The organism is Poseidonibacter lekithochrous (assembly GCF_013283835.1).
Lineage (GTDB): Bacteria > Campylobacterota > Campylobacteria > Campylobacterales > Arcobacteraceae > Poseidonibacter > Poseidonibacter lekithochrous.
On sequence record NZ_CP054052.1, the window covers coordinates 695,315 to 710,134 of the forward strand.

Sequence of the window (14,820 nt, forward strand, 5' to 3'; positions counted from 1 at the left end):
ATTGTCTTACTTTTTACGAATTTCTGCAAATGGGGAAAGGGAAGGAAGCACCACTTTCCCTTTCAAATTTAATTTAGGAGGAGTTTGAAGAAAGCAGAAATCGCAATACTTCACAATAAATTAACTCTCGCTAACTTATCTCTGAAAAGATTATAAAAGTAAAATGTGTCAAAATAGTGTTAAAAAATATGATTTAAAAAGAATTTTAAAATTTATGAAAAGATAATATATTAATTGATTAGTTAAGTTGAAAGAAGAAGTAGAAAGTAGCACAAATACTTTCTCTTCTTTTATTACCAAGGAGGAGTATAAAGAAAACTATATGGGTCTATATGTCTTCAGTTCTAAACTGATATGCTGTTTAGCTAACTCTGAGTAACATTATATATTTTCAAAGTGTGTTAATGGTGGGTTATTTGATAAATATAAAAGAAATTACAAAAATTCTAGTTCACATACCACTTGAGCATGATCACTTTTTAGTAATGAACCATCTGGATTATCTTTTAAATGTCCATCCAAAATCTCATAATTACTTATTTGAGCAATTCTATCTTTGTTCTTTTTATTAAAATCATTTGAGATAAATATATAATCTAAAACATTGCCTTTTCCCGCAAAATGACTAGTAGCAGGTCTTTTTGGATCTTTAGCTTCTGGATGTGGATTATAGACTTTTTTATCATGTTGATGATAAGCATCAACTAATGTGAATGTTTCTTTTCTATTTTTATCGTGATACTTATTGTTTGTAAGTGCTTCAATTGTTATTGAAAATTCTTTGTCATTTAAATCACACATTAAAACAGAAGCTTTGTTTTTTTGTTTTTTAATATCAAAAAATAGTGATGATGCTTCACATAATCTTTGTTTTAATGCTTTTGAGTATTTATCTTTTAAAGCTTTATCTACTTGTTCTTTTTTCTGCTCTAATGTATGTGATTTATTAAATACATATTCAAATTCATTTAATCTATTTGATTTTAGATGACAGATATAAAAAGTTGTATCTATTCCATTTGGTAGAGTAATATTTGCTTTTATAGGAATTCTAGCAAATTTAAAAAAGCCTTCAAAGTAGTGTTTCTTTAGACTTGGAATATGTGCTTTTACTTCTTGGATATTTGTAATAGGATGCTTTGATGCAATTGCAACAGTAGTACTTACAAAAACTTTTTTATTTTCATCTTTTGTTTTTGCAAAATCAACAGTTTGAAAAAACTCAAATCCTAATTCATTCATTAGTATTTTTAAAGCATCTCTTGAGAATACTTCTTGGAAACCAATAATATCACAGTTCATTGATAATACTTGTTTTTTAATCCAAGCTTTTTTTTCTTCCCATTGTTCATTATTGAACTTCTCTTTTTTTGTGTACCATGAATATGGCGGTTCTACAAACTGAAATAAATTAAATGTTCCTACTCTTATTTTCATAAACGCAGTATATCCAAATATTCAACAATCTTTGGTTATTATTGCACCCATGAATACAAATTATGATGTAATAGTTGTAGGTTCTGGTGGCGCAGGAATGATTGCTGCCATAACTGCAAGAAAACAAGGCAAAAACGTACTACTTTTAGAGAAACTACCAAGCTTAGGTGCAAAATTAAAAGCTACTGGTGGTGGAAAATGTAATCTTACTAATACTTTGAGTACTGAAGATTTTATGACTTCATTTGGAAGAAATGGAAGATTTATGACAACAGCAATTGGCATGTTGAACAAAAAAGATTTATTAGAATTTTTTTTAAGTATTGGAGTTGAAACTGATACTAAAGATGGTTTTAGAATATTTCCAAAAAGCCATAGCTCAGCTACAATTATCAAAGCTTTACATGCTGAATTAAACAGATTAGAAGTAGATATTTTATGTGATATGAAAGTAGAAAGATTACTTTTTGATGGACAAAGTATAACAGGTGTTCAAACTACAAATGAAAAGTTTGATGCTCCTAATGTTATTGTTGCTACTGGTGGATTAGGTTTTCCTATGCTTGGAGCAAATGGTGATGGTTATGAGTTTGCAAAAGAAGTAGGTCATAAGGTTACAGACCTTTATCCTGCTATGCTTCCTGTCTATGTGAAAGAAAAATGGGTAGCAGATTGTACTGCTGATACTATTGCTAAAGCTATTGTAAAAATTGATTTGAAAAAAGCTAAGAAATTAAAAGCAGTTGGGGATTTGATTTTTACATCAAAAGGTTTAAGAGGTCCAGTTATTTTAGACTTTTCACGAGAAATCACACCTTTATTAGAAAAATATGATGAAGTTCCACTTCTTATAAATATGGTAAAAGGTAAAAGTGAAGACGATATATTCCAACATCTTAAAAAACAAGCTTCTTTAAAACCAGATGCAAATGTAGTAGAGCTAATTAGCTCTTTATTGCCAGCTTCTGTATCAAATGCTTTATGTTTAGAAGTTGGTGCAGATATTAGTAAAAAATTCAAAGATCAAAGTGGACAGGTAAGAAATGATCTAGTAAAAATTGTATCTAGTACTCCTTTAACTGTTACAGAATCAGTAGGTTTTAAAAAAGCTATGATTACAAGAGGTGGGGTTAGTCTAAAAGAGATTAATCCAGAAACTATGCAAAGTAAAATTATCGATGGTTTATACTTTTGTGGAGAAGTTATGGATTTAGATGGACCTTGTGGAGGATATAATCTTCAATGGTCTTTCTCTAGCGGTAATCTTGCAGGACATTTATACAAATAGCAAAAACTGCTATTTGTATATTATTGTTTGTGGTTTAAAAACAGCCCAAGCAAACCAAAAGTGACTACCATGAACTACAGTTTTTAACTGAGTCCCTTTTAGCTCACCTTCTATTGCTTTTCCAAAAATATTCCATTTTGAATTTGTCTGTTTATCATAATATGCATCTTTATAATAAAAATCATAAACTTTACCATCTATATTTCTATCATAAATAACTACACTACCTGTATCTTTAGATTTTGAAATAACTTTATCATCCAATGCTGAAGCAATTTGGTCTTTATAAAAAAGTGTTAATTTCTTATTTTCAAATTCATCATTTATGACTTTTTTATCCCTAAGAATTTTATATGAGTATGCTTTGTCTTTGTTATTTAGACTAACTGTTGCTACTCTTCTCATTGGGGCTAATCTAGGATCTATATCGTCCTTAATCATAAATGGGGATTGATTGATATCGTCATAACCACTATAAGGATTATTTCCATATTCTCTAAAATATCCAGTCTCTTTTGATAAAATTTCTGTGTTTGGATAGTGGGTTTTTATATCTTCAAAACTAACAATAGAAGAATTAATAGTCTCTAATTCTGTATCTATTAAATCACCTACTATTGCTTTTCCAGTAAATTGTTGCCACAAAGATTCACTTTGTCTATCATACATTACTAAGTCAGAATTCCGAAGTAAACCTGATGTTCCAAAATCATAAGTTTTTCCATCTATATCTCTGTTGAAAACTATAGAAGCATTACATAATGGACAGAATGTAACTACAATATTTTTATCTGATATTGTGTCATTTACTATTTCATGCCATATTAAAATTTGGATTGGATAAGCTTTTGTTTTGTCTTTTATTCGAACAAAAATTAAAGGCTCATTATCTTTTATCCAAGAAGATGCTTCTTTCATATTTTGGAATTTTGGTTTATCAATTGGAGGAATTCCATCTCGAAGTGGACCACCATTTAAAAGTTCATCGTACTCAATGCTATGTTTTTCCCAATTAGTTTTCCATGCAAAAGAGTGAAACTTTAATGAAAAACTTCTTGCATCATGGGCATTTAGAGTAGAGGATAAGATAGAGTTTACTAATAAAAGTAAGAAAACTAATATTTTCATTTTAAACTCCTTCTTTTTCTTATTATAAGACCTTAATATAAAGAGTTTATGAAGATATTAAATTAGTTTGTTCTTACAGTATTTCTTCCTTCATTTTTTGCTTTGTATAAAGCTTCATCTGCTAGTTTATATAAGTTTGCACTATCATGGATATTTTTACCTTTTCTTACCACTAATCCAATTGATACAGTTAAATAATCAGCTACTTTACTTGTTTTATGTTCAATTCTTAGCTTTTCAACATCTTTACGAAGAAGTTCTGCAAATCTTAATGACTTTTCTTCATCTTCTGCTGTAAATACTAAACCAAACTCTTCTCCACCTAGTCTAAAGGCACAATCGCTTATTCTATTACTATGGCTTTTTAGAACTTTTGCAAACTCTTGTAATGCCTCATCTCCAGCTTTATGTCCATAAGTATCATTGTAGTTTTTGAAATAATCAATATCCATCATCATAAAAGATAGATATAAATCCCCTCTAATAGATCTGCTAATTTCATTTTCTATTACTTGGTTAAAAAATCTTCTATTATTTAGTTTTGTCAATTCATCTGTGATTGATAAAAACTCAACTCTTTTTTTATCAGAAATATCTTGACTGATTGCTGTATATCCAATAATTTTTTCATTTTCAAATTCTGGTTGAATAAATGTTTCTACCCAATATGTACCACCAATCTTATTTTTATTTCTTATCTCACCATACCAAGTATTTCCATTTTGAATATCAATCCACATATCTTTAAAAATACCAGAGTTCATTTTATGGTGTTTTACGACATTGTGGTTTTGTCCTAGTAATTCACTCTCTTTATATCCTGAGATTTTGCAGAATGCTTCACTTACACTTGTGATATAACCTTTTTCATCTGTTGAAGAAATAATTACATTTTCATTTACAATTTTAATATATCTTTGTAGTTTCATCTCTGTTTCATTTCTTGATAGTAGTATTTTATTAAGACTTTTTCCTAATATTTTGAATTCAAGATATGTAAGTTTATCCGTATCCATTTTTTTATAGTTTTTTGAAGCTAATTTAAATGACTTAATTAAATTTGATATGTTTTTATCTAGATGTAAAGACATTTTTCGTGATATATAATAAATCATAAATAGTAAAATTAGGAAACTGAATACAATAGTACTAATTTGATTTAAAATATTTTTTGTATATTTCTTTTCTCTTTCAATAATATCTTGGTCAATTTGATCAATATATACACCAGTTCCTATAATCCAGTCCCATTTCTCATATTTTTTAACAAAAGCTAATTTTTTATACTCTTTAAGTGTATTTAGTTTTTTAAACTTATAAAAGAAATATCCACCTTCTTTATTTTTAATTGCATTTAATTGTTCTTTATACAGTTCGTCATTTGGATAGTCTTTTGCATGAGGAAGTTTTACTCCGTCAAATACTAAAGCTTTTTTATCTAGTCTATTTACAAAAATATAACCATTTTTACCAAATCTAACTGTTGAAATATCTTTCAAAATATTATCTTTTATATGTTCTTGCATATCGTCTATGTACTCACCCGTACCAATATGCCAATCAAAAGCTTTGATGTTTTTTACATAAGTGATTTTTTTGTACTCTTTTTTATTTGTTGAATTAGGTTTTACAAAATATGTTTCTAAAAAACCTTCTTCTTTTTCTTTTGCAATTTTTATTTGTTCTCTTACAAAATATTTACCTGATAAGTCTTTTTTATTTAATATATTTATATTTTCATGTAGTTTAGAAATTTTATTAAAAAGTATTGCTTTTCCGTCGTTTCTATTAATAAAATAGTAAGAGTTTTTTTCTTGATAATGTATATCTTTTAAAGTTGTAAGGATGATATCTTTTATTTGATTTTCACTCATAATAGCTTTGTTTTTTTCATAAATAGTATTAGCAATACTATAAGCTATATTTACTCTATCTTTTAGTTTGTCTTTTATTTGATTGTTTATTATTGTTTCTTTTGCAGAAATTGTATTGAATACTTTATTTACTTCATTTTTTATTTCATTTTTTTTGAATTCTATATAGTCATTTTTTATTAGTTTTGTTTCATCTTTGAATATTTTATATTGGAATATTATTGAAATTAGAAAAGCAATTAAAGTTGAGATAAATGCAACAAAAAAGATTGCTCTTGCAGTTAAGTTTGATAACTTCATACTCTTGCCTTTGCTGTGTTAAAGGTCAGTATACAACAAAATAATATCTATTACAATAAAAGAATAGCAATTTTGCTACGCAAAATATGAACTTAAGGGAAATGTATAATAATTACACATATAGAAATAATATTTTTATGTATAAACATAAATAATTAAATGAGAAATCTTGATTTGAATTAATACATAATTAACATATATTTGTTATATTAAGACAAATTATAATCAAGGATATCCATGAAACTAAAAAGTTTACTTTTATTAATTGCTAGTGCTAGTACAATTTACGCATCTTCTATTACAGTTAAGAATGCTTATGTAAGAGCAACACCGCCAAGTCTTCCAAATAGTGCTGCATTTATGGAATTACATAACTCTTCAGATAAAGATATTTCTGTTATGAGTGCTTCTTCAGATGCTTCAAAAGTTGCTGAATTACATACTCATGATATGAAAGATGGTGTAATGATGATGTATCAAGTACCAAAGATTGATATTAAAGCTAACTCTTCTACTACATTAAAACCAGGTGGTTTTCATGTAATGTTACTTGGATTAAAAACTAAACCATTAAAAGAAGAGATGAATGTAGAAATTAATTTAAATCTTTCAAATGGACAAACTTTAAAAGTATTTGCTCCTGTAAAAAAAGTAATGGCTGGAATGAAAATGGGTCATGGAATGAATAAAAAGAGTTCTGGTATGTCTTGTGGCGCTGGAAAATGTGGATCAAAATAAGACAAAACTATGAATAAAATGTTAATTGTTCAAATTACTGTAATTCTTTCAATTGTTGGAGCTTATTTTTTTGTTGATTTTAATGAAGTATATAATTCAATAAAAGGTGATGTACAATATAGTATTCAAGATAGTAATTGTGATTTAAAAAAAGGTCCGTGTGAAGTAACTGTAAAAGATGGAACAAAGTTTGAATTAGAGATTTTTCCAAAACATATTCCCTTAATGGAAAATATTAAATTTAGAGTGACAAGCTCTAATGATAAATTAGATGATTTAAATATCAATGTTTACTCTACTAATATGATGATGGGATATTTCAATTTAAAGTTTGAAAATCTTGGAAATGGACTTTATGAAACAAAAGGTACATTACCAACTTGTCCTGTTGGAAATATGGAGTGGAATGCTGATATTGATATAGATAAAATGAGCGAAAGAATTGGAGCAAGATTCCAATTTAAAACTACAAGGTAATACAATGAAAAAAGTAATAAACTATTTAGCCTCTGCTTTAATTGCAATTGGTATAATTTTTATAGCAAAACCTTATATTGATAACTATAATGATAAAAAACAGTATGACTTTACTGTAACATCAAAAACTGGTGATTTAACATTAGATTCATATAATGGAAAAGTTTTAGCTATTTATTTTGGATATACATATTGTCCTGATGTTTGCCCAACTTCATTAAGTACTTTATCTACTGCATTAAATGGCTTTTCAAAAGATCAATTAGATAGTTTTGAAGGTTTATTTATTTCTGTTGATCCAGATAGAGATAAACTTGAAGCCTTAGATGAATATGCTAGTTATTTTCATCCTACATTTAAGGGTGCTACATCTAATAAAGAAAATTTAGATGATATTGTAAATAGATATAAAACTTATTATAAAAAAGTAACTTTAGAAGGTTCATCAATGGATTATTCAGTTGCTCATACTTCTTATATTTATATTTTTGATAAAAATGGAAACTTTTACAAAAAAGTTGACCACTTTACAAACCCAGAAGAATTAAACAAAGTATTAAAAGCTCTTTTATAGAGTTTTTAATATTTACTTTCAAAATCCCTCTCTATTAAAGTTACGTTAATATAAAATTTAAATTTCGTTAAAAACTACATGTCATAATTTTCTTATCAAAAAACAAAAGGATAGAAAATGACAAAGTCATCAAAAGTATTAACAGGTTTAGTTTTAAGTTCATTATTAGCAACAGGACTTTATGCTTCATGCAATAATAAAAAATCACATGAAATGATGAATCAACACAGCTCAATGAAAATGATGAAAAAATCGTCTCATCATGGAAAAATGATGTTTAAAAGTATTTTAAAAGATTTAAATTTAACAGCTGAACAAAAAACACAAATCAAAGAAATTGTAAAAACATCAAAATCAAAACGTCAAGGTATGAATACGGCATTTTCTAAATCATCTTTTGATCAAAATGAGTTTATAAAAATTATGTCTGAAAAAAGAGATAATATGATAAAATCTAAAGCTGAAATGATTAGTAAAATTCATGCAGTATTAAATGCAAAACAAAAAGAACAATTTAAAGTTTTACTTGATTTAAAAGCTGAAAAAATGCAAAGTAGATATAACAAAGGATAAATTTTGATAAAAATTGCGATGGTAGAAGATGACATAGAATTAGCAGATGTTTTAACCCAATATCTAAAGCAATTTAATATCGAAGTTACAAATTATGAAGAGCCTTTTTTGGCTCTTTCTTCATTAAAAGTAAACAAATTTGATTTAGTAATTTTAGATTTAACTCTTCCTGGAATGGATGGGTTAGATGTATGTAAAATAATTGTAAAAGATTTTGATATACCTATTATTATCTCAAGTGCTAGATCTGATATTACTGATAAAGTTACAGCTTTACAATTAGGAGCTGATGACTACTTACCTAAACCTTACGATCCAAGAGAATTAGAAGTTAGAATAAAAACAATCTTACGAAGATTTAATCATTCTAATATTGTTGAAAAAGAGGATAATAATAAAATCTTTAATCTTGATGTAGAGAAAAAAGAGATTACAAAAAATGGAAATTATGTTAAACTAACAGCAGCAGAGTATGAAGTTTTATCTTTGATGTTAAAACGAGAAAACTTTGTTATTTCTAGAGAAGAAATCTTTGATAATTCAGATTTATTAAATCAGGATTATGAGAATTCTGGCTCATTAGCAGTTATTATTAACAGAATTAGACATAAAATTGAAGATAATCCAAAAGAACCTAAATATCTTCAAACAATCAGAGGAATGGGGTATAAATTTTCACAATGAATAAATCATCAATATTTTTCACAATTACAGTAAGTTTTATCATATCAATTATTTTAGTAATTACAAGTTTTATTGTATTAATGACATATAATTATAATATACAAGAAAAAGCACTTTTTGATAGGTATATACCTATTGTTAAAAAAATAATGTTAAAACATCATCGTGGTGCTCTAAACTACAAATTTGCAAAGAGTTTAGAAGAACTTGATTATACGATGCTTATCAAAAAAGGCAATATAAATGCAATTACTTATAATCCTAAAACAAAAGTATTAATTGAGCGAAAATCAAGAGAGCGAAACTCTGTATTTAGAGTATTAGAGCTAAACGATAGAAACTATATTTATATGAAGAAAAAAGGGAAAACCCTTTTAATTAGAGATAATAGACCAGCAGGTGAAAATAGTAATTTATATATTATTTCAGTTTTTGCAATTGTAATAATAACAATTATATTAATGTATTTAATTACATATAGAAAACTAATGCCATTAAGAATATTAAAAGACAAAGTTAAAACCCTTGGGGATGAAAACTTTGACTTTGAATGTTGTAATACAGAAGCCAAAGATGAAGTATCACAGCTTGGTATGGAGTTTAAAAAAGCAGCTTTAAAACTTAAAAATGTAAAAGAATCAAGAAATGTATTTATTAGAAATATAATGCATGAGTTAAAAACACCAATTACAAAAGGTAAGTTCTTAGCTGAGATTGAAAGAAATGATGCTAATGATGAAAAACTAAAAGAAGTATTTTTACGATTAGAATCACTGATCAATGAATTTGCATCTATTGAAGAACTTATTTCATCTACAAAAAATGTAGAAAAGAATTTCTATTTTACTGATGATGTTATTGATAATGCAAAAGATATTTTAATGGTAGAAGATGATGCTGTAATTTTAAAATGTGAAAACAAAAAAATTGATGTAAACTTCAAATTATTCTCAATTGCAGTAAAGAATTTAATTGATAATGCTATTAAGTATTCATCAGATAAGAAAGTAACTATTAAAAATAATGAAGATGATCTTATCTTTGAAAATGCAGGAAAACATTTAGAACATCCACTAGAAGATTATTTTGAACCATTTTTTACACACCAAGACTCTTCTAAAGATTCTTTTGGGTTAGGTTTGTATATAGTTCGAAATATTTTAGAAGCAAATAACTATACATTAGAATATGAATATGACTATGAAAATGGTCTGAATAGGTTTATTTGTAAAAAGGATTAAAAATCTACGATATAGCTATTATTGGAGCAGGAGCAAGTGGTTTGATGCTTGCCTCTTCATTAGATAAAAAAGAATTTAAAAATATTTGTTTAATAGATACAAATGCAAAAGTTGGAGCAAAGATTAAAATCTCTGGTGGAGCTAAGTGTAATATTACAAATGAACTAGTGACAGAAAAAAACTACTTAGGTGATAGATCTTTTGTAAAAGAACTTCTCAAAAATTATACAAAAGATGACTTATTAAAATTTCTAAATAAAAACAATGTCTTTCCTAAACTAAATCCAAAGATTGTAAAAGGTACTTACTTTTGTAATTCTTCTCAAGATGTTGTAGATATGTTTACAAAACTAACAACACATGTGAAAAAATATTTAAATACGAAAGTTGTAGATGTTGAACATAATAAAGTATTTAAAATAAAAACAGCCAATGGAACTATTGAAGCTAAAAAATTAGTAGTTGCAAGTGGTGGTTTATCTTTTGCAACACTTGGAGCTTCTTCTATTGCTTATGATATAGCTAGAAAATTTGGACACACTATTGAAAAACTAGAACCAGCACTTGTTGGTTTTACAGTTCAAAAAGATCAATTCTGGTTCAAAAATCTTTCAGGAGTTTCTACTTATGTGAATACTTTTGTAGAGGGTAAAAGATTTGAAGGTTCAATGTTATTTGCTCACAAAGGTTGTTCTGGTCCAGTTATATTAACTACATCTTTATATTGGAAAAAAGGAAAACTAGCAATTGATTTCCTACCTAATAAAAAAATAGAAAACTTACTAAAGGGAAATAGAAAAATATCTTCAGCCCTTCCTTTTGCCAAAAGATTTACTCAAGAGTTTTTAAAATCAATTGATGTAGAAGATAAAGCAATATCATCATTAAGTGAAGAAGAAAAAACTAAATTAAAAATGTTGAAATATTATGAGTTTGCACCTGCTGGTAATTTTGGTTATACAAAAGCAGAAGTAACAAAAGGTGGAATCTCCACTGAAGAAATAAACCATAATAACTTTGAGAGTTTAAAACAAAAAGATTTATATTTTCTTGGTGAATGTCTTGATATTACTGGTGAACTAGGTGGTTTTAACTTCCAAATAGCATTTTCATCAGCTGTTACATGTGCAAGAAATATTAATAAAAGTTAAAAAATTTAACTAAAAAAGTTACCCCTAAAGATACACTTGCTACAATTGCCAAAACTAAAAGAGTCAAGGAATATTTTGAGAGTAGCATTTATTGGTGATATTGTAGGTCGTCCAGGTAGAAAAATAATTAAAGAAAATTTAGCAAAAATTAGAGATGAATATAATATTGATTTTGTAATAGCAAATGCAGAAAATGCAAGTCACGGTTTTGGATTAACTGTAAAGAATTGTGATGAGTTGTTAAAAGCTGGTATTGATGTAATTACAGGTGGAAATCACTCTTTTGATAAGAAAAAAGATATGTTTGTTCTACTTGAAACTAAAGCTGTTTTAAGACCTGATAATTATCCAGAAGGACTAGCAGGTTCTGGTGTAAAAATCTGTGATATAGAAACAGAAGATGGAATTGAAAAACTTGCTGTTATAAATCTAATGGGACAATTTGCAATGCCAACAGTTGAAAATCCATTTAACTGGGCTAAGAAATTAGTAAACGAACTTCATGAACAAGATGTAAAAAATATTTTTATTGATTTTCATGGGGAAGCTACTAGTGAAAAAAGAATAATGCTAATGATGTTCAAAAACCTTGTAAGTGGTATTTGTGGTACTCATACTCATGTTAGTACTGATGATTTACAAATTATGGATAACACTGCTTATCTTACTGATATTGGTCTTACTGGATGTAGAGACAATGTTATTGGAATGGATTCATATGTTCCAATTCAAAAAGCTTGTACTGGTATAGGTGGGCATTTTGAAGTACCAAATAACTGTAAGTCAATATTACAAATGATGGTTATTGATATTGAAGAGGGAAAAGCTAAAGATGCTTTTAAAATCAAAAAACTATGTAATCAAAGTGAATATATTATAACTAAGGCTATGATTGATTAATATTGATAATTCTTATGACTTATTGGTTTATCTAAAGAATCAAGATTTAATAGATGAAAATCTTGAATACTGGTGGCCAAATAATAATAAATTTGAAATATTAATAGGTGCTATATTAACCCAAAATACAAAATGGCTTAATGTAGAAAAATCCTTAGAAAATCTTAGAGAAGAAGAACTTTTAAGTTTAGAGGCTTTAAGTACTGCTCATTTAGAAACACTAATTTTAGCCATTACTCCAAGTGGTTTTAAAAACCAAAAATCTGTACGATTAATACAATTAGCAAAAAATATAATTGAAGAATATGATACTTTTGAGAACTTCTGTAAAGGTACTAATAGAGAGTGGTTATTGAAACAAAAAGGTATTGGTCCTGAAACTGCTGATGCAATTTTGTGTTATTCTTGTAGACAAGATTATATGGTTGTTGACTCTTATACAAATAGATTAGTTAAAAGATTTGGATATGAGTTTGAATCATATGACGAGCTGCAAGCTTGGTGTGAATATGGAATTAATGAAAATTACGATAAAATTGCTAAACTTTATGGTTATGAGATCTCTATAAACAAGCTATATGCTAGATTTCATGGCAAAATTGTCGAGTTTATGAAACGCAATCGCAAGGGTTAATTGATGATTATAATTCCACAGACTAAAGGTGGTGTAGGTAAGTCTACAGTTGCTATGCAAGTTATCGCGCCTTATCTTTATAAGAAGCATGGTAAAAAAGTAACATACATCGAAATTGATGATGAAAATAACGACAGTCAATCTTTTACAAGAACTGAAATTGTTAATAAAAGAATGTTAGGAACTAATAGATTAACTGAATTAGATGAGTTAATCTTAATGGATGATAATCACGAGGTTATTGTTGATGTAGGTGGAAACAAAACATCAACACTAGTTTTAGATGAGATCAAAAAAGTTGGTTCTTTTGGTAATGTTAAATGGGTTATTCCTTTAGGTGATGGTGAGCTTGATGGAAAAAATGCAATTGCAACTATGAAAAGAATTAAAAAGATTGAACAAAATCCAGAGGAAAATGTAATCTTTGCTTTAAATAGATCTATTTCTATGGATGAAGATTATTATCAAGAACAATTTATTAACTTTTTTGGACATAAATATTTAGATTCAAATTCAGTTATTTGTGATTTTGTAAAAGATCCAAAATATTTCCCTGTTAAAAACGATAAAGTAATTACAATGAGTAGATACTTAGGTTCAACAGTTTGGGAAATGGCATATAATAACACTGATTTTGCTGCTAAAGCTATACAAGCTAAAGAGTTAGGTGATATTGAAAGCGCTAGAAAATATCTATTTTTTAGAAGAATACAAACTGAAGCAAAAGATTATGTAATCAATACATTAAATAGAATTTTTTGTGATTTAGATCAGTGGATAGATATTAAAAAATGAGTGATATGAGTTTTAAACAGGCTAAAGAGCTTGTTGAACGAATGGAATTCTCAGAAATTGCACTAAAAAAAGCAGTTTCAAATTTAGAAAAATCTTCAAAAACTTTTAATAAGTCTTCTAATAACTTCGAAAAGACTTTATTACAACAAGAAGATATTATGAGAAAAATTCCTGATACAAACAGGAAGTTTTCTTATTTACTTTTGGCAGTTGCTGTAAATTTAGGTTTTATTTTAGGCCTAGTAATTGGAAAATTTGTTTTATAAAAATTAGTAATTAGGATTAGAAAAAGAATGGGTAAACAAGAAAAAATTGTATCAATGTTCAATGATATCGCTGGAACTTATGATGTAGCAAATAGAGTTTTATCAATGGGAATTGATAAATCATGGAGAAACAAAGCTTGTAATAAAACTTTTGAGCTTTACAATAACAATAAAATCGAAAAGATTGTAGATGTTGCTTGTGGTACAGGTGATATGATTATGTTCTGGAAACAAATTGCAAAAGAGAATAATATTGATTTAGAAAACATTGTTGGTGTAGATCCAAGTGTTGGAATGATGGAAGTAGGAAAGAAAAAACTTCCTGATGTTGATTTTATTGAAGCCTTTGCAACTGAAATGCCATTAGAGGACTCTTCTGCTGATATTATTTCTATCTCTTATGGAATTAGAAATGTAGTTGAGAGACAAGAAGCTTTTGATGAATTTGCAAGAGTTCTTAAAAAAGATGGACTTGTAGTAATTTCAGAGTTTACAAAAAATGAAAAAACTAATCCATTAGATTACTTAACTGATTTTTATATGAATAAAGTTTTGCCAGTTCTTGGTGGAATGATTTCAAAAAATAAAGAAGCTTATACTTATTTACCAAACTCAATTGATGAATTTTTAACTAAAGATAACTTATGTAAAGAGTTAAAACAAGCAGGTTTAGAGCCTGTACATGTTAAATCATTCTCAATGAATATCTCAACACTAATTATCGCAAGAAAAATATAATTTTTTCTTGCATAAGCTAGGA

General features: G+C 27.3%; 16 protein-coding genes. 13 read left to right on the forward strand and 3 right to left on the reverse strand.

What is annotated here, in order from left to right:
• Window positions 1–435: 435 nt before the first annotated feature.
• A complete protein-coding gene (locus tag ALEK_RS03380; protein WP_071626224.1) occupies window positions 436–1,437 on the reverse strand; it encodes an endonuclease/exonuclease/phosphatase family protein in 1,002 nt (333 codons plus the stop codon).
• A 49-nt stretch (window positions 1,438–1,486) separates the two neighbouring features.
• Between ALEK_RS03380 and ALEK_RS03385 the strand changes: the two genes are divergently transcribed.
• Entirely contained in the window at window positions 1,487–2,725 is a 1,239-nt protein-coding gene (locus ALEK_RS03385) for a BaiN/RdsA family NAD(P)/FAD-dependent oxidoreductase (protein ID WP_071626223.1), read from the forward strand.
• Window positions 2,726–2,734: 9 nt separating this feature from the next.
• Here ALEK_RS03385 and ALEK_RS03390 read toward each other — a convergent pair whose 3' ends face one another.
• Together ALEK_RS03390 and ALEK_RS03395 are read right to left on the reverse strand one after the other, a co-directional pair.
• Window positions 2,735–3,853, reverse strand: coding sequence for a DUF3179 domain-containing protein (locus ALEK_RS03390; protein ID WP_071626222.1), 1,119 nt, complete (start codon window positions 3,851–3,853; stop codon window positions 2,735–2,737).
• A gap of 62 nt (window positions 3,854–3,915) precedes the next feature.
• Window positions 3,916–6,027 (reverse strand): cache domain-containing protein, encoded by a 2,112-nt coding sequence (locus tag ALEK_RS03395; RefSeq protein WP_071626221.1) that lies wholly within the window; start codon window positions 6,025–6,027, stop codon window positions 3,916–3,918.
• A 237-nt stretch (window positions 6,028–6,264) separates the two neighbouring features.
• On the opposite strand from ALEK_RS03395, the gene ALEK_RS03400 reads away from it, so the two are divergent.
• The 12 genes from ALEK_RS03400 (at window position 6,265) to ubiE (ending at window position 14,798) form a co-directional block, all read left to right on the forward strand.
• The gene (locus tag ALEK_RS03400) at window positions 6,265–6,765 is read left to right on the forward strand and encodes a copper chaperone PCu(A)C (RefSeq protein WP_071626220.1); all 501 of its coding nucleotides are present in this window, start codon (window positions 6,265–6,267) and stop codon (window positions 6,763–6,765) included.
• 9 nt (window positions 6,766–6,774) lie between these two features.
• Window positions 6,775–7,242 (forward strand): hypothetical protein, encoded by a 468-nt coding sequence (locus ALEK_RS03405; RefSeq protein WP_071626219.1) that lies wholly within the window; start codon window positions 6,775–6,777, stop codon window positions 7,240–7,242.
• Window positions 7,243–7,246: 4 nt separating this feature from the next.
• Window positions 7,247–7,816: an SCO family protein gene (locus ALEK_RS03410; RefSeq protein ID WP_071626218.1), complete on the forward strand. Its 570-nt coding sequence runs from the start codon at window positions 7,247–7,249 to the stop codon at window positions 7,814–7,816.
• Between the two features lie 117 nt (window positions 7,817–7,933).
• Entirely contained in the window at window positions 7,934–8,389 is a 456-nt protein-coding gene (locus ALEK_RS03415; RefSeq protein ID WP_071626217.1) for a Spy/CpxP family protein refolding chaperone, read from the forward strand.
• 3 nt (window positions 8,390–8,392) lie between these two features.
• Window positions 8,393–9,073, forward strand: a complete 681-nt coding sequence (locus ALEK_RS03420; RefSeq protein WP_071626216.1) for a response regulator transcription factor — start codon at window positions 8,393–8,395, stop codon at window positions 9,071–9,073.
• Window positions 9,070–10,314 carry an ArsS family sensor histidine kinase gene (locus ALEK_RS03425; protein WP_071626215.1) on the forward strand — a complete coding sequence of 415 codons (1,245 nt, stop codon included), beginning with the start codon at window positions 9,070–9,072 and terminating at the stop codon, window positions 10,312–10,314. Before ALEK_RS03420 ends, ALEK_RS03425 begins: the two co-directional genes overlap by 4 nt.
• 17 nt (window positions 10,315–10,331) lie before the next feature.
• Window positions 10,332–11,465 (forward strand): BaiN/RdsA family NAD(P)/FAD-dependent oxidoreductase, encoded by a 1,134-nt coding sequence (locus ALEK_RS03430; protein WP_272954423.1) that lies wholly within the window; start codon window positions 10,332–10,334, stop codon window positions 11,463–11,465.
• Window positions 11,466–11,540: 75 nt separating this feature from the next.
• Window positions 11,541–12,365: a TIGR00282 family metallophosphoesterase gene (locus ALEK_RS03435; RefSeq protein ID WP_071626213.1), complete on the forward strand. Its 825-nt coding sequence runs from the start codon at window positions 11,541–11,543 to the stop codon at window positions 12,363–12,365.
• Window positions 12,358–12,999 (forward strand): 3-methyladenine DNA glycosylase, encoded by a 642-nt coding sequence (locus ALEK_RS03440; RefSeq protein ID WP_228146264.1) that lies wholly within the window; start codon window positions 12,358–12,360, stop codon window positions 12,997–12,999. Before ALEK_RS03435 ends, ALEK_RS03440 begins: the two co-directional genes overlap by 8 nt.
• A gap of 3 nt (window positions 13,000–13,002) precedes the next feature.
• Window positions 13,003–13,794 (forward strand): P-loop NTPase family protein, encoded by a 792-nt coding sequence (locus ALEK_RS03445; RefSeq protein ID WP_071626212.1) that lies wholly within the window; start codon window positions 13,003–13,005, stop codon window positions 13,792–13,794.
• Window positions 13,795–13,799: 5 nt separating this feature from the next.
• Entirely contained in the window at window positions 13,800–14,060 is a 261-nt protein-coding gene (locus ALEK_RS03450; RefSeq protein ID WP_228155931.1) for a hypothetical protein, read from the forward strand.
• A 27-nt stretch (window positions 14,061–14,087) separates the two neighbouring features.
• On the forward strand, window positions 14,088–14,798 hold the full coding sequence (gene ubiE / locus ALEK_RS03455; protein ID WP_071626210.1) for a bifunctional demethylmenaquinone methyltransferase/2-methoxy-6-polyprenyl-1,4-benzoquinol methylase UbiE: 711 nt from the start codon (window positions 14,088–14,090) through the stop codon (window positions 14,796–14,798).
• The last annotated feature ends 22 nt before the right edge of the window (window positions 14,799–14,820 follow it).